This window comes from Enterococcus italicus DSM 15952 (assembly GCF_000185365.1).
Classification (GTDB): Bacteria; Bacillota; Bacilli; order Lactobacillales; family Enterococcaceae; genus Enterococcus_G; species Enterococcus_G italicus.
On record NZ_GL622241.1, the window covers coordinates 138,909 to 163,852 of the forward strand.

The 24,944-nt window shown below is 41.2% G+C and carries 24 protein-coding genes; 8 read left to right on the top strand and 16 right to left on the bottom strand.

Annotated elements, in window-relative coordinates; genetic code table 11:
• Window positions 1-14 precede the first annotated feature (14 nt).
• The 5 genes from dltB to HMPREF9088_RS00680 all read right to left on the bottom strand — a co-directional run bounded on the left by dltB (window position 15) and on the right by HMPREF9088_RS00680 (window position 5,839).
• A complete protein-coding gene (dltB, locus tag HMPREF9088_RS00665) occupies window positions 15-1,211 on the bottom strand; it encodes a D-alanyl-lipoteichoic acid biosynthesis protein DltB (RefSeq protein ID WP_007207159.1) in 1,197 nt (398 codons plus the stop codon).
• The gene (gene dltA, locus HMPREF9088_RS00670; protein ID WP_007207160.1) at window positions 1,208-2,701 is read right to left on the bottom strand and encodes a D-alanine--poly(phosphoribitol) ligase subunit DltA; all 1,494 of its coding nucleotides are present in this window, start codon (window positions 2,699-2,701) and stop codon (window positions 1,208-1,210) included. Before dltA ends, dltB begins: the two co-directional genes overlap by 4 nt.
• 14 nt (window positions 2,702-2,715) lie before the next feature.
• On the bottom strand, window positions 2,716-2,865 hold the full coding sequence (locus HMPREF9088_RS11525; RefSeq protein WP_071859019.1) for a teichoic acid D-Ala incorporation-associated protein DltX: 150 nt from the start codon (window positions 2,863-2,865) through the stop codon (window positions 2,716-2,718).
• Window positions 2,866-3,009: 144 nt separating this feature from the next.
• Window positions 3,010-5,082, bottom strand: coding sequence for an FtsX-like permease family protein (locus tag HMPREF9088_RS00675; protein WP_007207162.1), 2,073 nt, complete (start codon window positions 5,080-5,082; stop codon window positions 3,010-3,012).
• On the bottom strand, window positions 5,072-5,839 hold the full coding sequence (locus HMPREF9088_RS00680) for an ABC transporter ATP-binding protein (RefSeq protein ID WP_040365997.1): 768 nt from the start codon (window positions 5,837-5,839) through the stop codon (window positions 5,072-5,074). The genes HMPREF9088_RS00675 and HMPREF9088_RS00680 overlap by 11 nt, the downstream gene beginning before the upstream one ends.
• A 274-nt stretch (window positions 5,840-6,113) precedes the next feature.
• On the opposite strand from HMPREF9088_RS00680, the gene nrdD reads away from it, so the two are divergent.
• Complete coding sequence (gene nrdD, locus HMPREF9088_RS00685) at window positions 6,114-8,303, top strand: anaerobic ribonucleoside-triphosphate reductase (RefSeq protein WP_007207164.1); 2,190 nt, start codon at window positions 6,114-6,116, stop codon at window positions 8,301-8,303.
• 15 nt (window positions 8,304-8,318) lie between these two features.
• Window positions 8,319-8,891, top strand: a complete 573-nt coding sequence (nrdG, locus tag HMPREF9088_RS00690; protein ID WP_007207165.1) for an anaerobic ribonucleoside-triphosphate reductase activating protein — start codon at window positions 8,319-8,321, stop codon at window positions 8,889-8,891.
• 205 nt (window positions 8,892-9,096) lie between these two features.
• Here nrdG and dinB read toward each other — a convergent pair whose 3' ends face one another.
• Window positions 9,097-10,221 carry a DNA polymerase IV gene (gene dinB, locus HMPREF9088_RS00695; protein ID WP_007207166.1) on the bottom strand — a complete coding sequence of 375 codons (1,125 nt, stop codon included), beginning with the start codon at window positions 10,219-10,221 and terminating at the stop codon, window positions 9,097-9,099.
• 175 nt (window positions 10,222-10,396) lie between these two features.
• Here dinB and HMPREF9088_RS00700 point away from each other — a divergent pair, with 175 nt between their 5' ends.
• Window positions 10,397-12,322 carry a fructose-bisphosphatase class III gene (locus HMPREF9088_RS00700; RefSeq protein ID WP_007207167.1) on the top strand — a complete coding sequence of 642 codons (1,926 nt, stop codon included), beginning with the start codon at window positions 10,397-10,399 and terminating at the stop codon, window positions 12,320-12,322.
• A 116-nt stretch (window positions 12,323-12,438) separates the two neighbouring features.
• On the opposite strand, the gene rsmI is transcribed toward HMPREF9088_RS00700, so the two are convergent.
• Genes rsmI through dnaX form a run of 9 tightly spaced genes read right to left on the bottom strand, consistent with a single transcriptional unit; the run spans window position 12,439 to window position 19,166 of the window.
• On the bottom strand, window positions 12,439-13,308 hold the full coding sequence (rsmI, locus tag HMPREF9088_RS00705; protein WP_007207168.1) for a 16S rRNA (cytidine(1402)-2'-O)-methyltransferase: 870 nt from the start codon (window positions 13,306-13,308) through the stop codon (window positions 12,439-12,441).
• 53 nt (window positions 13,309-13,361) lie between these two features.
• Entirely contained in the window at window positions 13,362-13,709 is a 348-nt protein-coding gene (locus tag HMPREF9088_RS00710) for a DNA replication initiation control protein YabA (protein WP_211205542.1), read from the bottom strand.
• Window positions 13,702-14,535 carry a PSP1 domain-containing protein gene (locus HMPREF9088_RS00715; RefSeq protein WP_007207170.1) on the bottom strand — a complete coding sequence of 278 codons (834 nt, stop codon included), beginning with the start codon at window positions 14,533-14,535 and terminating at the stop codon, window positions 13,702-13,704. The genes HMPREF9088_RS00710 and HMPREF9088_RS00715 overlap by 8 nt, the downstream gene beginning before the upstream one ends.
• 17 nt (window positions 14,536-14,552) lie before the next feature.
• On the bottom strand, window positions 14,553-15,479 hold the full coding sequence (gene holB, locus HMPREF9088_RS00720) for a DNA polymerase III subunit delta' (protein WP_007207171.1): 927 nt from the start codon (window positions 15,477-15,479) through the stop codon (window positions 14,553-14,555).
• Window positions 15,480-15,493: 14 nt separating this feature from the next.
• Window positions 15,494-15,823: a cyclic-di-AMP receptor gene (locus HMPREF9088_RS00725; protein WP_007207172.1), complete on the bottom strand. Its 330-nt coding sequence runs from the start codon at window positions 15,821-15,823 to the stop codon at window positions 15,494-15,496.
• A 5-nt stretch (window positions 15,824-15,828) separates the two neighbouring features.
• Window positions 15,829-16,473 (bottom strand): dTMP kinase, encoded by a 645-nt coding sequence (tmk, locus tag HMPREF9088_RS00730; RefSeq protein WP_007207173.1) that lies wholly within the window; start codon window positions 16,471-16,473, stop codon window positions 15,829-15,831.
• 28 nt (window positions 16,474-16,501) lie between these two features.
• Complete coding sequence (gene recR, locus HMPREF9088_RS00735) at window positions 16,502-17,098, bottom strand: recombination mediator RecR (RefSeq protein ID WP_007207174.1); 597 nt, start codon at window positions 17,096-17,098, stop codon at window positions 16,502-16,504.
• 14 nt (window positions 17,099-17,112) lie between these two features.
• On the bottom strand, window positions 17,113-17,427 hold the full coding sequence (locus HMPREF9088_RS00740; RefSeq protein ID WP_007207175.1) for a YbaB/EbfC family nucleoid-associated protein: 315 nt from the start codon (window positions 17,425-17,427) through the stop codon (window positions 17,113-17,115).
• A 17-nt stretch (window positions 17,428-17,444) separates the two neighbouring features.
• Window positions 17,445-19,166 (bottom strand): DNA polymerase III subunit gamma/tau, encoded by a 1,722-nt coding sequence (gene dnaX, locus HMPREF9088_RS00745; RefSeq protein WP_007207176.1) that lies wholly within the window; start codon window positions 19,164-19,166, stop codon window positions 17,445-17,447.
• A gap of 165 nt (window positions 19,167-19,331) precedes the next feature.
• Here dnaX and HMPREF9088_RS00750 point away from each other — a divergent pair, with 165 nt between their 5' ends.
• The 4 genes from HMPREF9088_RS00750 (at window position 19,332) to HMPREF9088_RS00765 (ending at window position 23,794) form a co-directional block, all read left to right on the top strand.
• Window positions 19,332-20,555, top strand: a complete 1,224-nt coding sequence (locus HMPREF9088_RS00750; protein WP_007207177.1) for an SPFH domain-containing protein — start codon at window positions 19,332-19,334, stop codon at window positions 20,553-20,555.
• Window positions 20,556-20,578: 23 nt separating this feature from the next.
• Window positions 20,579-21,682, top strand: a complete 1,104-nt coding sequence (locus tag HMPREF9088_RS00755; RefSeq protein ID WP_007207178.1) for a TFIIB-type zinc ribbon-containing protein — start codon at window positions 20,579-20,581, stop codon at window positions 21,680-21,682.
• Window positions 21,683-21,687: 5 nt separating this feature from the next.
• Window positions 21,688-22,488 (top strand): TPM domain-containing protein, encoded by an 801-nt coding sequence (locus HMPREF9088_RS00760; protein ID WP_040367076.1) that lies wholly within the window; start codon window positions 21,688-21,690, stop codon window positions 22,486-22,488.
• Between the two features lie 277 nt (window positions 22,489-22,765).
• A complete protein-coding gene (locus tag HMPREF9088_RS00765) occupies window positions 22,766-23,794 on the top strand; it encodes a branched-chain amino acid aminotransferase (protein WP_040365999.1) in 1,029 nt (342 codons plus the stop codon).
• A 61-nt stretch (window positions 23,795-23,855) separates the two neighbouring features.
• Here HMPREF9088_RS00765 and HMPREF9088_RS00770 read toward each other — a convergent pair whose 3' ends face one another.
• On the bottom strand, window positions 23,856-24,485 hold the full coding sequence (locus HMPREF9088_RS00770) for an NAD(P)-dependent oxidoreductase (RefSeq protein WP_007207181.1): 630 nt from the start codon (window positions 24,483-24,485) through the stop codon (window positions 23,856-23,858).
• A 128-nt stretch (window positions 24,486-24,613) separates the two neighbouring features.
• Between HMPREF9088_RS00770 and HMPREF9088_RS00775 the strand changes: the two genes are divergently transcribed.
• Window positions 24,614-24,937 (top strand): winged helix-turn-helix transcriptional regulator, encoded by a 324-nt coding sequence (locus HMPREF9088_RS00775; RefSeq protein ID WP_007207182.1) that lies wholly within the window; start codon window positions 24,614-24,616, stop codon window positions 24,935-24,937.
• Window positions 24,938-24,944 lie beyond the last annotated feature (7 nt).

Genomic DNA, 24,944 nt, shown 5'->3' on the forward strand with positions numbered 1-24,944 from the left:
ACCGTCCTTTGTGATTATTTTAAGAAAAATAGTGTATTTAAAAATCCTGAAAAAAGTAAAAAGCTAAGACATACACCATGAAAGGTCCCAATTACCGCCAATGAGTGAGTAAGCCGATTGGATGGTAATGACGGGTGTCTTTTTTTATAGCGAATCCACGCATCATTCAGACAAATCCACGTCGCATGATAAATACCATAAGCGATGTAGTACCACGTTAACCCATGCCAGATTCCCATTAATAGAAATAAAGCGAAGTAGCCGACATTCGATGACACCACCCGACTTTTAAACACTTTTTTCTTCATTAACGTAAACATCAAGCGCATGTACACATAATCTCGAAACCAAAATGATAGTGACATGTGCCATCGGTTCCAAAATTCTTTGATATTGGGAGCCAAAAATGGTTTGTTAAAGTTGATTGGTACGTCATACCCCATGAAATTACTCGTAGCGATGGCGAATAAACTATACCCCGCAAAATCAAAAAAGAGATACATACTGTACACATACATATAGCCAACAAGGGCCCAAGATACCCCTCCGCTCATCATCGCTTCCTTCGCGACGACTGGTAACAATACTTGGCCGAAAAAATAGCCTAGCATAAACTTATAGAGAAAGCCTAGAAACAGGCGTTTGACACCTTTTTCTAAGTAATCAAGATAGTCTGCAGGGGCTTGATTGGCCTCTTTTTCAAAACGACGATACCGATCGATTGGCCCCGATGAGATTGTCGGGAAAAAGAGTAAGAAGCGAATAAAATGCAACCACTGATACTCTTTGATCATACCATCGCGCATTTCCATCACCATTTGGACTGAACGAAAGGTCAAATAGGAGATTCCTAAAAACCCTAACAATGACGGCTGATTATCATGAAAAAACGGAACAACCTTGGTAATTGCTAATGGGAAAATAGCCAATAAGACAAAGAGATAAAAAACACTCGTCTGATTCTTCTTAGAACGTAAGTGAAAATAAGTACCTACGACCCCACTTTGCCATAAGACATAGCCAACAAGTGCGAGTCCTTGGTGCCACTGCTCACCACCAAAACTCATCCAAAGAAACAATAGTGTGACGCAGGATTCGTACCACTTCACTCGCTTGCCAAAATACAACCCAATCGCCAATGGACACAAGGCCAGTAGCAAATAGAAAAAATAAATCGGTTCAGCATATGGAATCATATGAGGGAACATCATGTTGGGTTCACCTCTTGAATTAGTCGCTTGCGATCAAGTTTGCCATTTGCCGTTCGCGGTAACTGCTCACAAAATACGTATTTTTGAGGAATCATGTACGGCATCACTGTTTTCTTTAATTCTTGTCGAATCATCTTCGCTCGTTCATAATCCTTTGTTTCCGTCGTTTCCATCACGACATAGGCAAGTAGTTGTTGGACTTTATGCTGGTTGTACTTTGGCACGACGATTGCTTGCTTTATACCCTCGATAGCCATCAAATGATGATCAATCTCTTCTAATTCAATGCGATAGCCGTGGAGTTTCACCTGAAAGTCAATCCGTCCCTCATAGTACAACAGACCATCAATCACCTTACCCGCATCACCTGTTCGATAAGCAGGCTCGCCGTTCAACGTAAAAAATGCAGCCGCTGTTTTGCTTGGATTATTTACATACCCTTTTGAGATACTCGGACCAGATAGGACAATTTCTCCAGTCTCACCAACAACAACTTGATTGCCATGCATGATGGTGACCTTCGTATCTTCTTTGACATAACCAATTGGGAGTCGGTTCACTGCTTCTAATAACTCAGTTGTTACTTGAATTTGTGATACAGCTACGGTCGCTTCTGTCGGACCGTATGTGTTATAAATCATTGCTTCTGGGAATTTTTGCAACAATTTCTTTGCTGTTTCCTTAGTTAATTCTTCTCCACAAAATAAAAATACTCGTAAACTAGGAAGCTCATTGTGAGAAAAAGCTGGCTCCATCAAACAAATATCGATAAAAGAGGGGGTCGATACCCAGACATCAATCGGCAACTTGGGTAGGACCGAAAAAAGTTCCTTAAAATCGTCCACAGTCTCCTTAGCAAGTGGTACCAATGCACCGCCAATCAGGAGCGCTGGGTAGACACTCATTACAGATAAATCAAATGAAAATGGTGCTTGCGATAAAAAGCGATCTTCTTTATGAATCCCTAAGTCCTGCAATGCCCACTGGACAAATGACCATAAATTCTGTTGGCTTATTTGAACGCCCTTTGGTACTCCTGTAGTTCCTGAAGTAAAAATAATATAGACCGTTTCATCTAACGCCAATCCTTTTGGGACCACCGCTTCCTGTTTTAGACTCTCGGTCATTAGTTGCTCCAGAGATACTGTGGAACAAGGCAACTCCATCGGGCATTCACTAGTCCAGACGCAAAGTGCCGGTTTAGCAATATCAACAATATATGCCAATCGTTCTGGTGGCGTATGGGTTTCAATTGGAATATAGGGATGACCAGATTTCATGGCAGCTAAGAACGCCACAATCATGCCAAACTCTTGCCCACCATAGACAACAATCGGCTCACTTTGGGCTACGTTCGCGGCAAAATATCGCGCCAGCTGATCGGATTGTTTTTTTAATTCACAATACGTATGCGTGGTTTTTCCAATATAAACTTTCGCGTTTGGCTGTTTTGTAGCAATTTTGTCAATTTCTTCATAAATATAGCGCATCTGCTTTCACCTCATTAAAACTCATTGTAAATGAAGGTCCCACCTTGAATCGTACGATAATGATACAAATAGATGAGTCCCATTAGTATGAGAAAATAAAAAAGCGTCCTAGCCACAAATTGAACCCACTCTTTTGACCAAACAATATGCAACTTCTCTTTCATTTTTCTTCCCTCCATTCCAACTCTAGTCTTTATTTTAATCACAAGTGTCGTTTCCTGACATTGATTTAGGTGTCATTTTCTTCAATGAACTAACAATTTTGTTAGATAAAAAAACCGATAACCCCTGAGCTATCGGAAATGTGATTATGAGGATTGTTCGGTAATTCGAATTGAAATCACAGCGGAAAGAACGTAAAACAAACTAAAGCTAACTATCGCCAGTAAACCAAATAAGTACACGAGCCAATAACTCGCACCCGGTAATAATTGAACAACAGTATAAACTGCGACCGACCCATGTGTGGTGGCCAACAAAATGACTGGAAAAAAAATGCCTGCATTTGAAAAATAAATGGCACGACGTCTCTCTTTTTCCGAAACACCTAAGTTTTTTAACAATCGAAAGTTTGCTTGTTCCTCTTCCGCTCGACTAAACTGCCGTACAATCAAAGAAGAAGCTGTACTAACCAGGATAATCCCACCGACAAAGACTGACACGAAGATAAACAAGCCACCTTCTCTTCGTGCCAAACGCATCCTTGGGTAGCGATTGGTACTACTTAGTCGTAATGCCTCACCACTATAATAATTATATGTATTATCATTCGTAGTGGTCAATTTTTCAGATTGAATGGTACCAGTGAGTGCTTGGTTTTTGTAGTCAATTGCATAATAGAGCGGCTCTATCCATTCTTCCTTTAGTTGCTTTTCGTAGGCGGTTTGAAAAGTTGCTTGATTGAGACCTGATGCATTTAGATAGATGAGTTGATGCGTATAGCCTGTGATCCGCTGACAGACTGCATCCGTCACGACCAACAAATTTTCACTGTAACGCAACATGTTATTACCAAAGTAATCCCCGTACATGGCAGTCATCGTAAGCGTTTCTCCTTGAAACAATTGAACTGTTCGATCATATGTAGATAGCTTGCGGCTTATCAGAAAATCTTGATTGAAAAAGACTGTCTCCTGATTAGATAATTGGTCAATTCTTGGTGCATCAGGAAATAGCCGTTGCACTTGCTGATATTCCGAAAGCGACACCAGATTGACGAGATTGGCCTGCCCGACAAACTTTTTATCGATTGCCGCTAATTTTTGCTTCAAATATACACCCGTTAACTTGAAAGTGACTTTTTCTTCTGCACTAATTACACCATCTTCATCAGCAATTAATTGCGTTAGTTTTGCTTCTTTTTGGGGAGTGACTTGAAACATGGTCGGATTTTCCATTGCATTCAAGCGATAGCTTAAAGCAAACAATCCCGAAGCCGTACCGATAAACAGTATCGCAAAACCAACAATGACCGTCACAAAGGAAAGAATTCGCCAACTTTTATGCACTTGAAAGCGAATGGAACCTAACATAAAGCCATAAAGAGACCGATACTTCATTCTTTTTCGTCTTGCAATCAAATCAAATACTCGTGGTAACGTATAGGCATAAAATAAAAATGTTCCCGCGATACATAAAGCAAATATCAGAATGGGCAGCCAAAAAATTGCACTAAAATCTTCAGTTTCCTTAATATAGCCTTCTAATATAGCTAGAAAATGAATGGAAACATAATACCCGATACTAATAAATATCACACCTAAACAGGCCATCATGCGCCGACTAAATCCCCAATACTTAGACGAATAAAATCCTTCTTTTTCCGCTTGTAACAACGGCGTCAATGTCTTACCACGAAGAAGCCAGATATTTTGCATCGAGGTGACGAATAAAGCAAATAAAAAGACCAGTATCGTATTGCGAACTGATACCCACGAAATAAAAAAAACACTGGCAATATTTAATCCCATCGCCTTAATCAAAATCATCGTAAATAATTTTGAAAAGAGTAGCCCCATGAGCATCCCCGTTACTAAAGAAAACACATTCAACAAAATTGTCTCGAGTAGAAACATCGTCACAATCTGTACTTTTTTCATTCCAAAGAGCTGATAGATGCCTAATTCATTTTTCCTTTGTTGGAAAAAGAAATGATTAGCACTTAACATAAAGGCTAAAACCACCATCGCAACGACAATATTGCCAAAGCTTAAGACCCCGGCTAATTGCACATCTTGTTTCACGCTTCGCACAATAGGCTGATCATAGGTCATCGCACCAAAAGAATAAAAAATCATCACCGCAGTTAAAATACACAAAAAATAGACCATATATGCCCGCAATTGTTTGGAGAAGCTACGCAACAATATCTTAGTGAGCATTCATTCTACCTCCCCCACCAATGGTTGCTTGCATATCAATCACTTGATCAAAAAATTCTTTTCGTGAGCCACGTTTGACTACCTCAGAAAAAAAGACACCATCTTTAATAAATAAAATTCGATTGCAATAACTAGCGGTAAAAGGATCATGGGTAACCATCAAGATTGTCGTATCCTCTTGGCGATTGACATCTGATAGGTAGCGCAGCAGCTCAGTGGCTGCTTTGGAATCAAGTGCCCCAGTCGGCTCATCAGCAAATACCACACTTGGTCGCTTAATAATCGCTCTGGCAGCTGTCACGCGCTGTTTTTGTCCATTGGATAATTCACTTGGGTAGCGATCCAGTAAATGCGCCAGACCCAATAATTCACTAATTTCATTGATCCGCTGCTCACTCTCTTGAACAGATGTCCGATCAATCGCTAATGGCAACAAAATATTGTCTTTCACCGTAATCGTCTCTAGCAAATTATAATCTTGAAAAATAAAGCCGATTTCTTTTCGCCGAAAGTCGCTTCGCTCTTTTTCATCCAACTTTGTCACTTCTTGATTGGCAATCGTAATCGAACCAAGAGTCGGGGCATCAATCGTTGCTAAGAGATTCATTAAGGTCGTCTTACCCGCACCACTCGGCCCCATGATGCCCACAAACTCACCCTTATCAACACTAAATGATAAGTTTTCAAGAACTTTCGTGCGATTAAAGCGCGTTCCGTATGATTTGGACACATAAGAAACTTGAATCATTTTTGGCATAATCGTTTCCCCCTTTTCATTCATTGTACTATATCTTATCCATCAACGATACGGTTGCTGTTCTCTTGTTTGTTCCTCAAAACCGACCTAACTGAGGCGAATTAGACTCATTTTGATTGGTTATTCACATTAATATTCATGATTCATACAAACGAACAGTCACAACGAAAAAACACTATATATAGTGTTTTATAAATATTTTTTTCAATATATAGTTGTATTTATCATGTTATTATTCTATCATGGATACTAGTACAAAAGGAGCTGAATCTCAATGATTGTTTTAAAAAGAAAAGATGAGCAATCTTCTATCGTCCACAATCAGTTAAAAAAAATGAAAGTTGTTAAACGTGATGGACGCTTTGTTGTCTTTGATGATCAAAAAATTTATGATGCCTTGCTCAAAGCCACACAACAAGTCAATGGACCGTTACAAGCTAGCGACCATCAAGTCATTCATCAAATTGTTACTCAAATCAACCAAGAAATCGCTGCTCGCTTTAAAAAAAATGTCAAAATTTATGAAATCCAAAACATCGTGGAGCATACGTTAATTCAAAATCACTTGTATCAATTGGCAGAGCATTATATGCACTATCGTTCTCAACGTGACTTAGAGCGTGAACAAGCTCTAGATATTAATGTCACGATTGATAAGTTACGCAATCGCGATCAGACAGTCGTCAATGAAAATGCCAATAAAGATAGCAATGTGTTTAATACCCAACGCGATTTAACAGCTGGGATTGTTGGCAAATCAATTGGGCTAAAGATGTTGCCACCGCATGTCGCAAATGCACATCAAAAAGGGGACATTCATTACCATGATTTGGATTATCATCCCTATGCACCCATGACTAACTGTTGCTTGATAGATTTTCAAAGCATGCTTAATGAAGGGTTTAAGATGGGCAATGCTGATGTTGAATCACCAAAGTCCATTCAAACCGCGACTGCTCAAATATCGCAAATTATTGCCAATGTCGCTTCGAGTCAATATGGTGGCTGCTCAGCTGATCGTATTGATGAACTCCTCGCTCCTTTTGCGAAATTGAATTACGACAAGCACTTGGCCGATGCACGAGAATGGATTGATGGCGAGAAAAAGCAACATGCCTTCGCAAAAAAGAAAACGAAAAAAGATATTTTTGATGCCATGCAAAGTCTGGAGTACGAAATCAATACGCTATTTACTTCAAATGGCCAGACGCCATTCACTTCGCTTGGCTTTGGCTTAGGCTTAAATTGGTATGAGCGAGAAATTCAAAAAGCCATTTTGCAAATCCGCATTAACGGTCTAGGAAGCGAACATCGCACGGCGATTTTTCCGAAGCTCATTTTTAGCTTAAAGTCAGGTGTAAACCTAAACCCACAAGATCCAAACTACGACATCAAACAACTCGCATTAACTTGTGCCACAAAGCGCATGTATCCAGACGTCTTGAATTACGATAAGCTGGTCGAGCTGACTGGGAGCTTTAAAGTGCCGATGGGTTGTCGTTCATTTCTTCAAGGATGGCAAGATGAAACAGGCAAAGAAGTCAATGTTGGCCGTATGAATCTAGGGGTCGTGACAGTGAATTTACCTCGCATCGCACTAGAAGCCCATGGTGATCGCGAGCGTTTTTGGATGTTATTTGAAGAACGGATGAGCATTGTGAAAGATGCCTTGGTCTATCGTGTCCAACGATGCAAAGAAGCCACACCTGCAAATGCGCCGATTTTATATATGTATGGCGCGTTTGGCAAGCGACTTCAAAAAAATCAATCGGTCGATGAGCTTTTCCGCCACCGCAGAGCCACTGTCTCTTTGGGCTACATTGGCTTATATGAAACAGCTGCAGCCTTTTTTGGCGGCGATTGGGAACACACGTCTGCTGCCAAAGCGTTCACATTAGACATAGTGAAGGCCTTAAAAGCTCATGCAGATGCGTGGTCAGATGAGTATGACTACCATTTTAGCGTCTACTCCACGCCAAGTGAAAGCTTAACCGACCGCTTCTGCCGCTTGGACACGGAAAAATTTGGTCGAGTGAAAGATATTACCGATAAAGAATATTACACAAACAGTTTTCACTTTGATGTACGGAAAAATCCGACACCGTTTGAAAAAATTGCCTTTGAAATGGACTATCCTGCTTATTGTTCAGGTGGATTCATTCACTATTGTGAGTACCCAGTCTTGCAACAAAATAAAAAAGCCCTTGAGGCAGTTTGGGACTATGCCTACTCAAGAGTTGGCTATTTAGGAACCAATACGCCAATTGATCATTGCTATCAATGTGGCTTTGAAGGAGACTTCCATCCAACTGAGCGAGGTTTTGAATGCCCTCAATGTGGCAATCATGATCCAAAAAGTTGTGACGTGGTCAAGCGTACGTGTGGCTATCTAGGGAATCCCCAAGCCCGCCCGATGGTTCACGGTCGACACAAAGAAATCTCTGCTCGTGTAAAAAATATGTAAAAAGGGGCGCTCACGATGCGAAATCCACAACCAAAAGAATGGCTTGCAAGCCAATACAGTCAACACTATGTTGCTGATTACAAACCATTTAACTTTGTTGACGGCCAAGGCGTCCGAAATAGCCTCTATGTCAGTGGCTGCCTCTTTGCTTGCGAAGGGTGCTTTAATAAAGCAGTCCAAAATTTTCGCTATGGGCAACCATTTACGCCAGCTTTATTGGAGCAAATCATTGCTGATTTAAGCCATGATTATGTGCAAGGTCTCACACTTCTAGGTGGGGAACCATTTTTAAATACCGCTGTTTGCCTACAAGTCGTTCGATCAGTCCGAGCTACCTATGGCCCAAAAAAAGATATCTGGTCATGGAGTGGCTATACTTTTGAAGAATTATTGCTTGAGTCACAAGACAAACTTGATTTATTAGCCGAACTTGATGTGCTAGTCGATGGGCGCTTTGAGCTAACTAAGCGAGACTTATCCTTGCAATTTCGCGGCAGCAGCAATCAACGAATACTCGACGTCCCAGCTTCCTTAAAGCAAAAAAAGGCCATCATTTGGTCCGAATGCATCGACGCTGATCGACACTAATGAAAGAGAATGAGCAAATGACTGATGGGTCGAGAGCGTTGCTTTTAAAACACCGTTTGTTCATATATAAAGACATGAGAGGTTACTAAATTTGTCCTGAAAATTTCAAGACTCACTATGATGACAAAAAGACAGAAGTCCCAAAGTTTGAGAGATAACTTTCAGATTTTCTGTCTTTTTTCTAGCTATTGCTAACCATTTTTTTCTAATCTGAAACATTCGTTTGCCATAGCGGTAGCTCAATATTTTCATACGTCAAAGGATTCAGTCCCGTCACCGTAACGCCTAAAAGACGTATTCCTCGATCGACTTGATTCTCCTCCTCAAATAATACGCTCGCAACGGAAAAAATCTCTTCTTTGCGATGCGTGGCTCGATTCAGCGTCATCCGTTTGGTTTTTGTGACAAAGTCGGCAGTCCTCATCTTTAAAACGACAATATTGCCATGACGCTCTAGCTTCTTCAGCAGGTCAGCTACTTCTTCTGAAAGCTGTCGCAATTGCGTCAAGCAACTTTCTTCTGTCGTTAACAGCGTCCCATATGTGCGCTCTTTCCCGACTGACTTACGCTCTCTTGTCGTTACGACTGGCGAAAGATGGATACCTCTCACTTTTCGAAACAAGGAATAGCCCATCTTGCCAAACTGCTGAATCAAAAAAAATTCATCCTTCTCATATAAATCAGCACCAGTATGTATCCCTAGTTCATGCATTTTAGGGACAGTCTTTTTCCCTACGCCGTGAAATTTTTCAATCGGCAATTTCTTTAGAAAAGCCACCGCATCTTCTGGCATCACGACTGTCAAACCGCGCGGCTTTTGATAGTCAGACGCCAATTTAGCTAAAAACTTATTATAGCTGACACCCGCTGAACAGGTTAACTGCAACTCATGCCAAATATCATACTGAATACATTTGGCGACTTTGATGGCCGATTTCGCTTGAATCTTATTTTCTGTGACATCAAGATAGGCCTCGTCAATCGACATTGGCTCGACAAGATCTGTATAGCGCTGAAATATCTCTCTAACTTGTTTCGAGACTGCGCGATACTTCTCGTAATTGCCAGGTAGAAATACCGCTTGCGGGCAAAGTTCATAGGCTTTTTGGGCACTCATCGCCGAGTGAATGCCATATTGGCGTGCCAAATAATTTGCTGTCGTCACGACCCCGCGACCACCTGTATCTTTCGGATGACGCGCAATGACTAGTGGGCTTTTGGCCAATGAAGGTGCATCTCTTTCTTCGACAGAGGCAAAGAATGCGTCCATATCAATATGAATAATTTTTCTTGAAAGATCATTTTTTAACGGAAATGATAATTCACTCATCTAGCCTCACCTCACATATAGTATATACCAAACGAACGTTCGCTATCAACAAAAGCACTTTTGCTAAAAGCATTTTGGTTTGCTTCATCCATTCAAAAATCGCAACTCAACTTGTATTAAATCTATATACAAGTTGTCTTTTTTTTGCTATAGTTCACTTATTGAGGTGAAGAGAATGAATCAGGAAAAATACTATGGTTTATTGAAAGAAACGTTTGCAAGTAGAGAGAGAGTTGCGACTGAATTAATTAACTTAGAAGCAATACTCCATCTTCCCAAAGGTACTGAGCACTTTTTAAGCGATGTCCATGGTGAATTTGAAGCTTTTGATCACGTCTTGAGAAATGGCTCTGGCAGTGTCAAAGAAAAGCTACAAGAGTATCTCGCGTTAGAACCGATTGAAGAAAATGAATTAGCTACCTTAATCTATTATCCCCAACAAAAACTCACACAAATCAAAACGATCCATTCGACAAGCGACCTACCTACTTGGTATGAGCAAAAAATTATTTTATTGGTAAAAATGATTACCTTTTCGAGCAAAAAATACACGCGCTCCAAAGTTCGCAAAGCATTGCCTGAGCGCTTTCGCTATATTATCGAAGAATTACTGACCGAAACTCAAAAAGACCAAGAAAAGGCCTTTTATGTCCATGATATCATCAAAAAAATCATTCAGCTTGGACAGGCCGATGAGCTCATCGAAGACTTGGCAACGACGATTCAACGGCTTGTCGTCGATCATCTACACGTGGTCGGCGATATCTATGACCGTGGTCCGGCACCCGATGCTATCATGGACCGATTGTTGACGTATCACTCAGTCGACATCCAGTGGGGCAATCATGATATTGTTTGGATGGCAGCTATGGCTGGTTCCAAATTATCATTGATGAATTTGATTCGCATTTGTGCCCGTTACGGGAATTTAGACATTTTAGAAGAGCGCTATGGTGTATCTATTCGCTCATTGGTTGACTATAGTCGTAAGCATTATACCGTGTCAGATCCATTTTTACCCAAATTAACTGGCAATGAGACGTGCAACGTGTCTGAAAAAGAAACACTGGCACTCGTTCAAGAAGCGACTGCCATTTTACAATTCAAGCTGGAAGGGCAACTCATTCATCGCCGGCCTGAATTTAAGATGAATCATCGCAAAGTGCTTGAAGCAATCGATGCAGATGAAATGACGATTGTCCTTGATGGGAAGACTCATCCACTCCAAGATTTCCAAGCACCAACTGTCGATTGGAACGACCCCACTGCCTTGACTGCTGAAGAAGAGCAATTGATTACACAGCTAATGCATAACTTTCAATCTTCTGAGCGCTTAAAACGACACATGGATTTCTTAATTGAAAAAGGGAGCATGTATTTGTGCTACAATCATAATCTGCTCATCCACGGGTGCATCCCGCTCCATGAAAATGGCGATTTTAAGTCACTCCGTATCGACCAATGCCATTATTCTGGTAAAGAGCTACTGGACTTTTTCGACCGTCAAGTCCGAGCTAGCTATACTCAACCACACGTACATGAGGATTTAGCAACGGATATTTTATGGTACTTGTGGACTGGTGAATGCTCCTCACTCTTTGGTAAAAATGCCATGACAACCTTTGAACGCTATTATATTAAAGACAAGAAGACCCATGTGGAAAAGAAGAATGCTTACTATCATCTCCGTGATCAAGAACAAATTTGTCAGGAGATTTTACAGGCCTTTCATCTTCCTATCGATGGCCATATTATTAATGGACATACACCTGTCAAAGAAAAAAATGGTGAGAACCCAGTGAAAGCCAATGGACGGATGCTAGTAATTGACGGTGGCTTTGCCAAAAGCTATCAAAAAGAGACCGGCATCGCTGGCTATACATTACTGTCTAATAGCTACGGCTTACAATTAGTCGCTCATCAGCCATTTACTTCGGTGACCGAAGCCGTGCAGACAGGAACAGATATCATCTCGACTCGTCGACTTGTCGAAAAAGTCACCCATCGCAAAACCGTCAAAGAAACAAATATTGGCCGAGAAATCGTCGATGAAATAGCCGATTTGACCTATCTTTATGATCATTTTGATCGCATAAACTAAAAAAAACCAGAAAATCCACAAGACATTTCTCAAACTTGTGGATTTTCTGGTTTTTTACTTGTCGTTCGTCTCGCCATTTTAGTCGGATTATCAGCAAACCACTGATGCCTTGTCTGCTACTCCTCTTGATGATAGGCGCTATATAATTCTTGTCTAGATAGCCCTGTTTCCTTAGCAACTTCTTTGATTGCTTTTGTGGCTTTTGTACCAGCTGCGACCCGTGTGGCAATCATTTCAAGACCGTCTTCAAGTGAATACTCAGCTAGGATTGGTTCTTCTTCAAGTTTCCCTGCAACTAGCAAGCAGCATTCCCCTTTTAACACTGTCTCTTGCAAATACTCACAAAGTTCATCAATCGATCCGCGTATGTATTCCTCATGAATCTTGGTCAACTCGCGACAAATAACTACTTGGCGCTCACCGCCAAACACCATCCGCATCGCTTCGAGCGTAGCAGCGACCCGATATGGGGACTCATAAAAAATCAGCGTCGCAACTTGATCGGCTAATTTTTGTAATTCTTCGACTTGTTTTTTCTTTTTCCTTGGTAAAAAACCATAAAAATAATGAGGCTGCGGTGTCAATCCTGAAGCAATCAAAGCTGTAAGACCAGCAGTCGGCCCTGGTACGGCAACGACAGGAATCTGCTCTTGAATACACGCGACTACTAATTCATGACCTGGGTCACTAATCGATGGCATCCCAGCATCACTCACTTGCGCTATCGTCTTACCATCTTTTAATAGCTTAATTAACTGCGGCACACGCTCACGATAGTTGTGCTCATGGAGACTCATCTGTGGGACTTGACTATCAATATGATTTAATAATTTTTGTGTATTACGTGTATCCTCACTGGCAATTAGATCACATTCTTTTAACAACTTGCAACTGCGTAACGTCATGTCGTCTAGATTGCCAATCGGCGTAGGAACCAAATACAACGTCCCAGAAACTTGGGTTTGATAACTCTTTTGTTGAAACACGAAATTTCTCCTCTACTATTTAGAAAAAGAGAGAGTAAGCTACCCTCTCTTTTTTATTTGCCAATTTCTCGATAGATTACTTCCAAACAAAATGCACACGGCTCATCGCGTTCCCTCCTAGAACCATAAAGGTCATAGCAGACATGAAAGCCTTCTTCATATATCTTCTCTAAGTTCATACGTGACTTGGATAGCTCTTGCTTGACCTTTTCGGCTGGTGTTTCAGCAATATGATTCAACTCACGAATATGATCTCTCAGTCGTTGATTTTCGAGTTCAAGTTGGGTATTTTTTTCAACAATATCTTGTAATGTCGTCTTCATTGAGCCTAGATTAGCTAATAGTGCTTGTAATTCCTCTTCAAAATCATTTAATCCATCGTAGACAGTGCGCTTATCCATTTTCATGCGTTTCACCTGCTTTGACGAATTCCTGTAGCTCTTCACTATCGTATTCGACAGTAGTCTGATCATGTCCAAATAATCTTACTTGAACAACCCGTGAGAGCATATTTAAGCCCGTCACTCTTCCTTTGCCATCAGGTGTAAGTATTTCTTGACCATAGTCAGGCATCTCTTTTTTGGCTTCTGCATAAGTATCATTTTCATAGGCCAAACAACACATCAAGCGACCACACAGGCCAGAAATCTTGGTCGGATTTAATGATAGGCCTTGGTCTTTTGCCATCTTAATCGATACTGGAACAAAATCACCTAAAAACGTCGAACAACACAACTGCCGTCCACAAGGCCCTATACCGCCTATTAATTTGGCTTCATCCCGGACACCAATCTGACGTAATTCAATCCGTGTACGGAACACACTTGCTAAGTCTTTGACCAATTCCCGAAAATCGATGCGCCCATCGGCTGTAAATTGAAAAATCATTTTAGAGCGATCAAATGAATATTCGACATGCACTAATTTCATTTCTAATTCGCGTTGGCGAATCTTTTTCTTTGCTATTTGTAAGGCTTCTGCGGCCTCTTTTAGATTTTTTTGGTGCTTTGTTTCATCGTCGCCTGTTGCTCTTCGAATAATCGTTTTTAACTGTTGTGGCACATCATCTTTATGGACCGACTTGTTCGGAATAACGACCTTTGTATAATAGACTGATTCTTGTGAATGTACTAAAACTGCATCACCATATTGAAAGACTTCTTTTCCAGGAGAAAAATAGTATATTTGGCCAGCTTCTTTATAGCGTATACCAATCACTTCAACCATGGGAATCCCCCTCTACCTTACTTATACTTCTTATTGAGTAATCGCAACGCTAACTGCTCCGCAACATTTTGAAACGAAACATTGGCTGCTAATTTTTTCTTTGCATCTAAGATAGCTTCCAACGCGTTCGAATCAGCCAGTTGTCCTTGCTTTAATTCTTGCTGATACAATAGTTGCAACAGCTGCAAAAGGCGCTCTTGCTGAGACCGTTCTTTGGCTTTAGGCACTAGCTTTCGTTGCACGAATAAATACGCATTGGGACTTTGATTTTTCAGCAGTTGAAACCATTTGTTTACGCTATCCTTAGCATCATTAAACCATTCATCCGTAGAGATTTCAACTGCTTTCTCAAAACTATTGGTCAGTTGTACCAATAGTTTTGCAGTCAAAAGAGGAATTTCTATTTCTTGTAATCGTTCAAACAATCGGTCTTTTGATAATGGTGAAAAGTGTAGCACTTGACACCTTGATTGAATCGTCGGCAAGATTTTTCCTAAGGCATTGGTCTCTAGCATCGCCACAAACGTTCCTTCAGGTTCTTCCAAAAATTTCAATAAACTATTGGCAGCTTGAACGCTCATCTTATCTGCTTCTTGAATAATAAAACATTGCAACTTTTGTTCAAATCCAGACTTGGTGAATTCACTTTGAAGTTGGCGGATTTGCTCGACTTTAATTGTCAGTCCATCCGGTTTTACGACGCGGACGTTTGGGTGCTCGCCTTGGTCAATTCTGACGCATTGCATGCAGTGATTGCATGGATTGCCTGCTTGTGGCTCTTCACAAAAAAGACGTTTGGCAATCCAAAGACTTGCTTCATGCTTGCCAGTCCCTTGGTCGCCTTCAAAAAGATAAGCATGAGCCAAATGCCCATGCTCAATCATTTTTTTTATTTGCTTGAAAAGCCGCGGCTGGTGTGTAGCTAAAAAAGTAGTTTCTTCCATCGCTTGCTTCTCCTTTAATATTGATGGAATCCTTCCATTGGTAAGACGAACACTGTCGCACCACCAACTTCTACTTCTACAGGATAAGGTACTTGTCCATCTAACGAAATATCTAATGACATCGGGGTCGATACGTATTGACGACGAGACTGGCATGCTTTTTTGATGAGCTCTAATGTTTCGTCTACGCGTTCGTCTTCAATCCCGATAATAAATGTGCTGTTACCGGCTTTTAAAAACCCACCAGTTGATGAGAGCTTGGTCGCACGAATATTGGCATCGATAAATTCATTTGCTAAACGGTTACTATCTTTGTCTTGAACAATTGCTATAATTAATTTCATGTTTCTCACTCCTCAAAAAATGTTGGGTACTTTATCTTAATTATAGTATAACACTCATTGACCACTTCTTGCACGTCTTGGTTCGCATGAATTAATGAAAAACGCTCAGGTTCTTTTTCCACCAACTTTAAATAGGCATGGCGGACACGCTGATGAAACTCTAACCCTTCTGTCTCTAAGCGATCAATACCAGCTTTTCGGCTGGTTTGAATTCTTCTTAGCCCTTCATCTGAATCAATATCCAAATACAAGGTGAAATCAGGTTGCAAGCCTTCTGTCGCAAACTCATTGATTTGAGCAACGCTCTCGATACCGATACGGCGGCCTGCTCCTTGATATGCGAGTGAGCTATCCACAAAACGATCACACAAAACAATATGACCCGCTGCTAAAGCTGGCATAATCACTTCAATTAAGTGTTGGCGACGAGCAGCTGCATAGAGCAAAGCCTCCGTTCGCACATCCATCTCTTCGTTGTTTGGATCCAGTATTAAGTCACGGATCTTCTCAGAAATGCGCACACCACCAGGCTCTCTAGTTGCGATGACTTTTCTATTTGTTTCTTTCTCCAATCGAGGAAATAACTCATTTAGTGCTGTCGTTTTCCCTGCACCGTCTGGCCCTTCAATGGTGATAAATAATCCGCTCACACGCTCTCCTCCAATATCTTTTCCATACTTATAGCTCTCTTCGTCCTTCTACGGCCTTTAGCAAAGTCACTTCATCGGCGTATTCTATATCACTACCGACTGCTAAGCCATGCGCCAAACGAGTCACTTTGATCCCAGCTGGTTTGATTAAACGCGACAAATACATCGCAGTCGCTTCACCTTCTGTCGTCGCATTGGTGGCAAGAATGACTTCTTTTACCTCTTCATTATGTAGCCGCTGAATCAGGGCAGCGATGTTGATATCATCTGGTCCTGTCCCTTCCATCGGGGACAATACGCCATGCAATACATGATACAGGCCATGATATTCTCGCATTTTTTCCATTGCCATGACGTCTTTTGGCTCTTCTACCACGAGTATCGTGCTCCGATCGCGCGTCTTATCTGCACAAATCTCACACGGATCTTCTTCTGTAATATTGCCACAGATTGAACAAAACTGTAAATCACGCTTTACACTCAGCAATGACTTGGCAAACTCATTTACCACTTCGTCTTTCATATCAATCGTATGGAAGGCTAATCTTGTGGCTGTTTTTTGACCAATCCCAGGCAAGTTCATATAACTTGCGATGAGACGAGCGATTGGTTCAGGATATTGCATCGTTGTCTCCTATCTTAGAACCCTGGGATACCTTTTGTATATTTACCCATGGTTGCTTCAATTTCTTTTTCGACTTTTTGAATCACGTCGTTCATTGCCATTGCTACTAAATCTTCCATCATTTCAACATCTTCAGGATCGACAATCGCTGGATCAATCGCTACTTGTTTCACTTTCCGATCACCAGTAATTGTGATTTTTACATAGCCATTGGTCGACTCACCTGTAAATTCACGCTCATTCAATGCTTCTTGCGCTTTCACCATTTCTTTTTGCATTTTTTGTACTTGTTTCATCATACCTTGCATATTTCCCATTCCACGCATCATTTGCTATTCCTCATTTCTTAGTTTTTTTCGATTGTTGTTAGTTCGCCAAATAATTCTTGGGCTTTTGCGACCAGCTGATCGTCTTGAGTTGAAAGTAATTCCACTTCGCCTACTGCTTCAGGTTCTTCCTCCAGTGTATCATTTTCATGGTTTCCCGCAAGAAAATCTTTCCGCAAATTGGGCCAATCTTCCTTCGTAATAAAAACAGGGCTTGGTGCGTAATCACTGACAAATCGGCTAATGTGGTTGTGCAACGCGAGCGAGAATTCTTGATCCGTTGTCGCCCGTTGACAAATAATTTCATAATCAAAAGCAATCACGAGTCCTTCTTCACTTGCTGCTTTTAACTCACTAGCTTTTAGCATTGCTTTTTGCGTCGGTGTCATCGAATCCAACACATCTTCCCAGACCGTTTGTAGTTGTTGCATGCGTTGTTTGGTAGCTGCTTTTAAGACTTGGTTGACGCGTTCTCTTGGGACTCGGTATTTACTGTGGCTCGGGCGGACAGCATTCACTGACTTACGGTCTGGTGCTTGCTGATTGACTTGTCGCAGCTGCTGTCGCAACTCATTCACTTCTTTTTGCAACGATTGGACTTGCTGGGTCAATTCACCAGCTACTTCTGGGGCTTGTGGGCTTGACTGCACAGTTATCGTCGAGCCTTCTGCGGCTAATTTGACCATGGCGACCTCTAGGTATACCGTTGGACTGGTCGTCAGACGAATATCGTTTTGAGTCGTATTTAAGATTGTAATCCATTCGTACAAGCGCTCAGTCGGTAGTTGTTGCGCCAATTGCAAGAAATCATCTGTAAGGCGCTTGTTTTCTTTCGTTAACAAAGCAGGAGCTTGCTGCTGTACGAGAACATCGCGACAATAAAACAATAGATTCTCAATTAAGCGTCGGGCTTCTTTCCCTGACTCTAATAAGCCATCCAATTGTTCCAAAGCCCCTGTGGCATCATGAGTCAGACAAGCGAGTAACAAGCGGTCCATTAATTCAGACGTCAGACTGCCCGTCACATCAAAGGCATCTTGGGTGGTGATTGTGCCATCTGAAAAGGCAATCGCCTGATCTAAAATACTCAGCGCATCCCGCATTCCGCCCTCTGCCGCACGTGCAATGACAGCCAATGCATCTTCCTCATAAGATAGATTCATCTCTTGCAAAATCTCTTCTAAGTGCTGCACGATGTCTTGGGGCAAGATGCGCTTGAAATCAAATCGTTGTGTTCGTGAAATAATGGTCGCAGGAATCTTATGTGGTTCCGTCGTCGCCAAAATAAAGATAACATTCTTTTTCGGCTCTTCTAATGTTTTCAACAAAGCATTAAACGCCCCCGTCGATAACATATGGACTTCGTCGATAATATAGACTTTGTATTTTGCTTGCGTCGGTGCGTAATTGGCACGATCACGAATAAAGCGAATTTCTTCCACACCATTGTTGCTCGCAGCATCGATTTCAATGACATCTTCTTGACTACCTTTTGTAATCGACAGACACATGTCACACTCGTTACAAGGCTCCCCATCCACGCTGTGTGGACAGTTGATAGCTTTGGCAAATATTTTGGCTGCGCTGGTCTTCCCTGTTCCTCTCGGCCCGGTGAAAAGATAAGCATGAGAAATTTGTTGCTGTACAATTGCATTTTTTAATGTCTGAGTAATTGCTTGTTGTCCGACAATTTCATCAAATCGTTGCGAACGCCATACTCGATACAATGCTTGATAGGCCATCTACTCTTTCACCTCATTCTAAAAAAATCACTATCTATAATTATACGAAATTTTTCCTAAAAAAGAAAGCTAAGACCCAGTACACAACTCAGACTTGCGGCGGATGCCTGTAATAATTGCGTCTATGGTATAATAAAAAAAATGAAAATTTGAGGAGGAACTCTCATGGGACTAATCAAAGCAGCAACAAGTACAATCGGCGGTGGCTTAGCAGATCAATGGCTAGAAGTTATCGAACCTGACGATATGGGTGATACGATCGTTTTTACTAAAGGTGTGAAAGTGCGCCAAAATAGCAAGCGCGGATCAAATAAAAAAGGCACAGATGATGTCATTACAGACGGTTCTGTCGTTCACGTCTATCCAAATATGATGATGCTAGTCGTCGATGGTGGCAAGATCATTGACTATACTGCCGAAGAAGGCTACTACACAATTAAAAATGATCTCGCTCCTTCAATGTTTAATGGTTCGTTGAAAGAGGCGATTTCAGAAACGTTTAATCGCTTTAAATTTGGTGGCGTGACACCGCAAAAGCAACAAATTTTTTATATTAACTTACAAGAAATTAAAGGCATTCGCTTTGGCACCTCTTCACCAATCAATTATTTTGATAATTTTTACAATGCAGAATTATTTTTACGTGCACACGGTACGTATTCAATTCAAATCACAGATCCTATTTTATTTTATAAAAATGCGATTCCACACAATCAATCAAAAGTCGATATCAATGATATCAACGAGCAATACTTAGCTGAGTTCTTAACTGCCTTGCAAGCATCCATCAATCAAATGTCAGCAGACGGTCAACGTATTTCTTACGTGCCATCAAAGAGTATGGAACTAAGCAAATACATGGACGATGTCTTAGATGATCAATGGAAACAAACCCGCGGCATGGAGATTGTTTCAGTAGCTGTTGCGAGCATTTCGTATACAGATGATTCGACAAAACTCATCAATATGCGTAATCAAGGTGCGATGTTAGGCGATGCCAACATTCGTGAAGGATTTGTTCAAGGATCTGTCGCTGAAGGCATCAAAAATGCCGGCAGCAATCCCAATGGTGCAACCAATAGTTTTGTCGGTATGGGTATGGGCATGAATGCTGGTGGTAACTTCTTAAACCAAGCATCGCAAACTAATCTCAATCAAATGCAACAAAATCAACAGAACCAACAAAACAATAGCTGGACATGCAGCAAATGCGGTACTGAAAATACAGGGAAATTCTGTAGCAACTGTGGCGAGCCCAAACCACAAGCCACTGACGCAAGCATCAAAATGAAATGTGCTGCTTGTAGCGCAGTTATCGACTTAGCAGATGGTGTCCCTAAGTTTTGTCCAGAATGTGGCAAGCCATTTCAAGGTGTCCCTGTTGACTAAGCAAATCACAAGGAGGAATTGAAATGGATGTCATTACCCATAAATGTCCGAACTGCGGTGGCGCATTAACATTCGAGCCATCTGACCAAAAGTTTCACTGTCCATTTTGTTTAAGTATTTTCACGACTGACGAGTTGTCTGCCTTTGAAGAGAGACAAAAGGCAGCGCAACTTGTCGATGAAACAACCAGTGACCAAGCTTCAGATACCCAAAAGACCGATAGCGAGCAACAAGAGCCAGATGCCAATCAGATGGAACTATACACTTGTCCAAGCTGTGGCGCAGAAATTGTGACCGATGCCACGACGGCTGCGACGTATTGTTACTTTTGCCATAATCCTGTCGTTTTAACCGGACGACTGAGTGGGAAGTTTTTACCGAGTCGCGTTCTACCATTTGCCATTAACAAAGAAAAAGCAACCCAGACCTTCTTGCAGTGGGCGCAAAAAAAATGGTTCGTACCAAAAGATTTCTTTAATCAAGCACAAGTCGAAAAATTAACTGGCGTTTATTTCCCTTACTGGGCAGTATCGGCTGATGCCAAAGGACAATTAAACGGTGTAGGTACTAGCTTACGTGTCTGGGTATTGGGCGACATTGAGTACACAGAGACCAAAGAATACGCGGTTAGACGCGTGGGGAACTTACATTTTCGGGACTTCATCCAAAATGCGCTTTCTAAAAACGCACAAAAAAAAATGGTCGAAGGCGTTCAGCCCTTCCCGCTTGAAAAAGCCGTGGCCTTTGAAAATCAATACCTTTCTGGCTTTCAAGCCGAAAAACGTGACATTGAGTACCTAGATATCCAATCAAGCGTCCATCAAGAACTAACGGACTACGGTCAATCGTTATTAAGTGATACAGTCAATGGCTATACGACTTTTCGGACGACGAACAAACAACTGTCTATCACCAAGGAGGACAACCAATATGTGCTCTTACCAGTATGGTTAGTGACCTATCAAGCCAATGACGACAAGAAAAAAACCTTTTACTATGCCATGAACGGTCAGACCGGCAAGACAAGCGGTATCCTACCACTAAGCTATGGCAAGTTGGCCGCTTTTTGTGGCAGTATTTTTGCTGTTATCGCCATCATTTTAATGATTGGAGGGTATTTCCTATGAAATGGATGCAAAGATTAGGACTGGTCAGTTTGTTCGTATGTTTATTTGTTGTATTTCCTACTCAAGGAAAGGCACAAGCCGTTGATGATCAAGCTTCTTTATTTACAGCAGAACAAATAAAAACGTTGAATCAGCTAGCTGAAACGTTAAACGAAAAAATCAAAGGAGAAGTATTCGTTGTCACAACAACAACGAATGACGACTCTGAAGAAACGTATGCCGATGAGTTCTTACGAGACAAAGTCGGCAATAATCAAAATGGCTCAGTCTTTTTAATCGATATGGGGCAACGGGGATATCACATCTCCACTTCAGGAAATATGATTGATTACTTAACCGATAGTCGCTTAGAAAGTCTCTTAAGTGATATTAAAGACCAACTAAGTGCCGGCTCTTATTATGAAGCAGCCAAGACTTACTTAGAAGGCGCCACTTCCTATGTCGAGGCGGGCGTTCCGGGAGGCCATTACCGCGTAGATCGTGACACGGGGAAAATTACTTATTACAAAGTGCTCACGCCCTTAGAAATTACGATTGCCTTGTCCGTAGCGGCAGTCATCAGCCTGATTGTTTTCATTTGGGTTAAATCAACGTATCAATTAAAACGCAAAACCTATCATTATGCGTATCGTCAAAATGGAACAGTCGATTTAACAGACCGCAGTGACCAGTTAACCAGATCCTTTGTGACAACACGGCGAATACCAAAACCATCCAATAACAATGGTGGCGGCCTCGGTGGCGGTGGTAGTACCACCCATTCAAGCGGCGGCGGATCGTTTGGCGGCGGTGGTGGAAAATTTTAGTTTCCCGTTGATAAAAAAAATGGCAAAGAACAGAAAGTCTAAAAGTTGTTTCGTAAACTTTCGGACTTTCTGTTTTTTTGCTACTAGCTATCTCTTCTTTTTTTTGGATTGAGCAGCACAAAATTATTTATTCCCAAATTTTTTCTATTTTTTTTATTTCGCCTCTTTTTCATTATCTTCTTCGGGAAAAAAGGTTATTTTTGCCGATAGTTTTCAGAAAATAATGACAATAAGAAAAACTAGTGGTATACTTTGGAAAATAAAAGGAGTGGTTATGATGACACAAGCTATCGACTGGAAAAGCTTAGGGTTTGAGTATATCAAAACACCTTATCGCTTTTTAGCCAAATGGAAAGACGGGCAATGGAACGAAGGAAAATTAACGGAAGATAACGTTCTACATATTTCAGAAGCCTCTGCTGCCTTACATTATGGGCAACAATGTTTTGAAGGATTAAAAGCTTACGGACGTAAAGACGGTGGAATAAACTTATTCCGTCCCGATGAAAATAGTAAGCGACTAAATAGAAGTGCTGAGCGCTTACGTATGCCGGAAGTTCCAGAAGCATTATTTATGAAAGCAGTAAAAAGCGTAGTGCAAGCGAACCGTGACTTTGTGCCTCCGTATGGAACAGGCGCAACGTTATATATCCGCCCACTATTAATTGGTGTTGGGGACACAATCGGTGTGAAACCAGCTCCAGAATTTATCTTTACTGTCTTTTGCATGCCAGTTGGTCCGTACTTTAAAGGTGGCTTAACGCCAACGAACTTTATCGTTTCTGATTATGACCGCGCAGCACCAAAAGGAACAGGAGCAGCAAAAGTCGGTGGGAACTATGCAGCAAGTATGTTACCAGGTGAAGAAGCACATAAACATAATTTTTCCGACTGTATCTACCTTGATCCAGAAACCCATACAAAAATTGAAGAAGTTGGTTCAGCAAACTTCTTTGGTATTACGAAAGACAATGAATTCATTACACCAAAATCACCATCAATCTTGCCAAGTATCACCAAGTATTCTCTACTGTACTTAGCAGAGCATGCATTGGGATTAAAAGCAATTGAAGGTGACGTCTATGTAAATGAATTGGATCATTTTGTCGAAGCAGGTGCTTGTGGGACTGCAGCGGTGATTTCACCGATTGGCGCGATCCAAACCAAAGACGCGTTCCATGTCTTTTATAGCGAAACAGAAGTCGGACCTGTCACCAAATCTCTATATGAGAACTTAACAGGTATCCAATGCGGCGATCTTCCTGACCCAGACAGCTGGATAGTCGACGTACCAGTAGAAGATTAATTAAAAAACATGATTCACTAGCTAAGGCTCTAAAAAAGACTTTGCTAGGAATCATGTTTTTTTATGCTTTTGTATATACTGAAATTCTTGCTTGATCAACAGTAGGATGCACAACTTCTTCGACTAAGGCAGCGGCATAATCTGCGTAACTAATAAATGTTTCACCTTTTTCATTCGTCATCAGTTGTTCGCCGGCAAACGCATAGTTCCCTATTTTTTTTCCTTCTGCTTGGAAATCAGCTGCAGGACTCACATAGACCCAGTGGATATCAGATTTGCGCAAACTATCTAGCCCTTTACTCATATTCACAGCGACTGGCTTATAGGCATCAGGAAAGTCTGGTGTCTCAAACAATTGTGTTGTTTTTGTATCATCCACATACAAGCTACCTGCTCCACCTATCACATATAATTTTGTTTCCGTACCAGAAAGAATGCTGATTAAATGTTCGATGGACGTTTGATGTTCTGATAGTTTTTCAGGATCCCAAACCCCAAATGCATCGACTACCACATCAAACGTCTCTATATCTTCTTTGGTTAAATCATATAGATCTTTTGCCAAAACATGTTGTGCGACTGTCTGATTTGTATGACGGACAATTGCCGTAACATCCAAGCCCTTGTCAACAGCCTCTTCTACAATCAATCGTCCTGTTTTTCCATTTGCTGCTATTACTGCTACTTTCATCTACAATTCTTCCTTCATGTTTGTATATTTCTCTTTACCATTCTATACTATACCCAGTGGTTACTTTTGAAAAGTAACTACTTTTTTGTAATCTAGTTTCTTAAAGGAAACTATTGAAAGGAGTACAGATGAATCAATTACCTAATTGTCCTGTAGAGACGACCTTATTATTTTTAACAAATCGCTGGCGCGTGCTGATTATAAGAGATCTGATGTCTGGTAAAAAGCGATTTGGCGAATTGAAAAAATCAGTGGGATCCATTTCGCAAAAAGTCTTAACTGAAAATTTGAAAGCGATGGAACAATATCAGCTGCTTACAAGAACGGCTTATCCTGAAGTCCCCCCACGCGTCGAATATGAATTAACTGAGATTGGGTATAGCTTAGCTCCTGTTTTAGAAAGTCTCTCTGATTGGGGTCATACTTACCAAACAAAAAATAAAAGAGTGTGACAATAGT

Excerpts from the sequence above, each read along its gene's own strand:
- HMPREF9088_RS00750 (WP_007207177.1), top strand. The coding sequence starts at position 19,332 with ATGGGACTAATCAAAGCAGCAACAAGTACAATCGGCGGTGGCTTAGCA.
- dltA (WP_007207160.1), bottom strand. The coding sequence starts at position 2,701 with ATGCGCTATATTTATGAAGAAATTGACAAAATTGCTACAAAACAGCCA.
- HMPREF9088_RS00675 (WP_007207162.1), bottom strand. The coding sequence starts at position 5,082 with ATGCTCACTAAGATATTGTTGCGTAGCTTCTCCAAACAATTGCGGGCA.
- HMPREF9088_RS00700 (WP_007207167.1), top strand. The coding sequence starts at position 10,397 with ATGAATCAGGAAAAATACTATGGTTTATTGAAAGAAACGTTTGCAAGT.
- recR (WP_007207174.1), bottom strand. The coding sequence starts at position 17,098 with ATGCAATATCCTGAACCAATCGCTCGTCTCATCGCAAGTTATATGAAC.
- dnaX (WP_007207176.1), bottom strand. The coding sequence starts at position 19,166 with ATGGCCTATCAAGCATTGTATCGAGTATGGCGTTCGCAACGATTTGAT.
- HMPREF9088_RS00755 (WP_007207178.1), top strand. The coding sequence starts at position 20,579 with ATGGATGTCATTACCCATAAATGTCCGAACTGCGGTGGCGCATTAACA.
- nrdD (WP_007207164.1), top strand. The coding sequence starts at position 6,114 with ATGATTGTTTTAAAAAGAAAAGATGAGCAATCTTCTATCGTCCACAAT.
- HMPREF9088_RS11525 (WP_071859019.1), bottom strand. The coding sequence starts at position 2,865 with ATGAAAGAGAAGTTGCATATTGTTTGGTCAAAAGAGTGGGTTCAATTT.
- HMPREF9088_RS00760 (WP_040367076.1), top strand. The coding sequence starts at position 21,688 with ATGCAAAGATTAGGACTGGTCAGTTTGTTCGTATGTTTATTTGTTGTA.
- HMPREF9088_RS00770 (WP_007207181.1), bottom strand. The coding sequence starts at position 24,485 with ATGAAAGTAGCAGTAATAGCAGCAAATGGAAAAACAGGACGATTGATT.
- HMPREF9088_RS00725 (WP_007207172.1), bottom strand. The coding sequence starts at position 15,823 with ATGAAATTAATTATAGCAATTGTTCAAGACAAAGATAGTAACCGTTTA.
- HMPREF9088_RS00715 (WP_007207170.1), bottom strand. The coding sequence starts at position 14,535 with ATGGTTGAAGTGATTGGTATACGCTATAAAGAAGCTGGCCAAATATAC.
- HMPREF9088_RS00680 (WP_040365997.1), bottom strand. The coding sequence starts at position 5,839 with ATGCCAAAAATGATTCAAGTTTCTTATGTGTCCAAATCATACGGAACG.
- dltB (WP_007207159.1), bottom strand. The coding sequence starts at position 1,211 with ATGATGTTCCCTCATATGATTCCATATGCTGAACCGATTTATTTTTTC.
- holB (WP_007207171.1), bottom strand. The coding sequence starts at position 15,479 with ATGGAAGAAACTACTTTTTTAGCTACACACCAGCCGCGGCTTTTCAAG.
- HMPREF9088_RS00740 (WP_007207175.1), bottom strand. The coding sequence starts at position 17,427 with ATGATGCGTGGAATGGGAAATATGCAAGGTATGATGAAACAAGTACAA.
- HMPREF9088_RS00775 (WP_007207182.1), top strand. The coding sequence starts at position 24,614 with ATGAATCAATTACCTAATTGTCCTGTAGAGACGACCTTATTATTTTTA.
- HMPREF9088_RS00710 (WP_211205542.1), bottom strand. The coding sequence starts at position 13,709 with ATGGATAAGCGCACTGTCTACGATGGATTAAATGATTTTGAAGAGGAA.
- nrdG (WP_007207165.1), top strand. The coding sequence starts at position 8,319 with ATGCGAAATCCACAACCAAAAGAATGGCTTGCAAGCCAATACAGTCAA.
- HMPREF9088_RS00765 (WP_040365999.1), top strand. The coding sequence starts at position 22,766 with ATGACACAAGCTATCGACTGGAAAAGCTTAGGGTTTGAGTATATCAAA.
- dinB (WP_007207166.1), bottom strand. The coding sequence starts at position 10,221 with ATGAGTGAATTATCATTTCCGTTAAAAAATGATCTTTCAAGAAAAATT.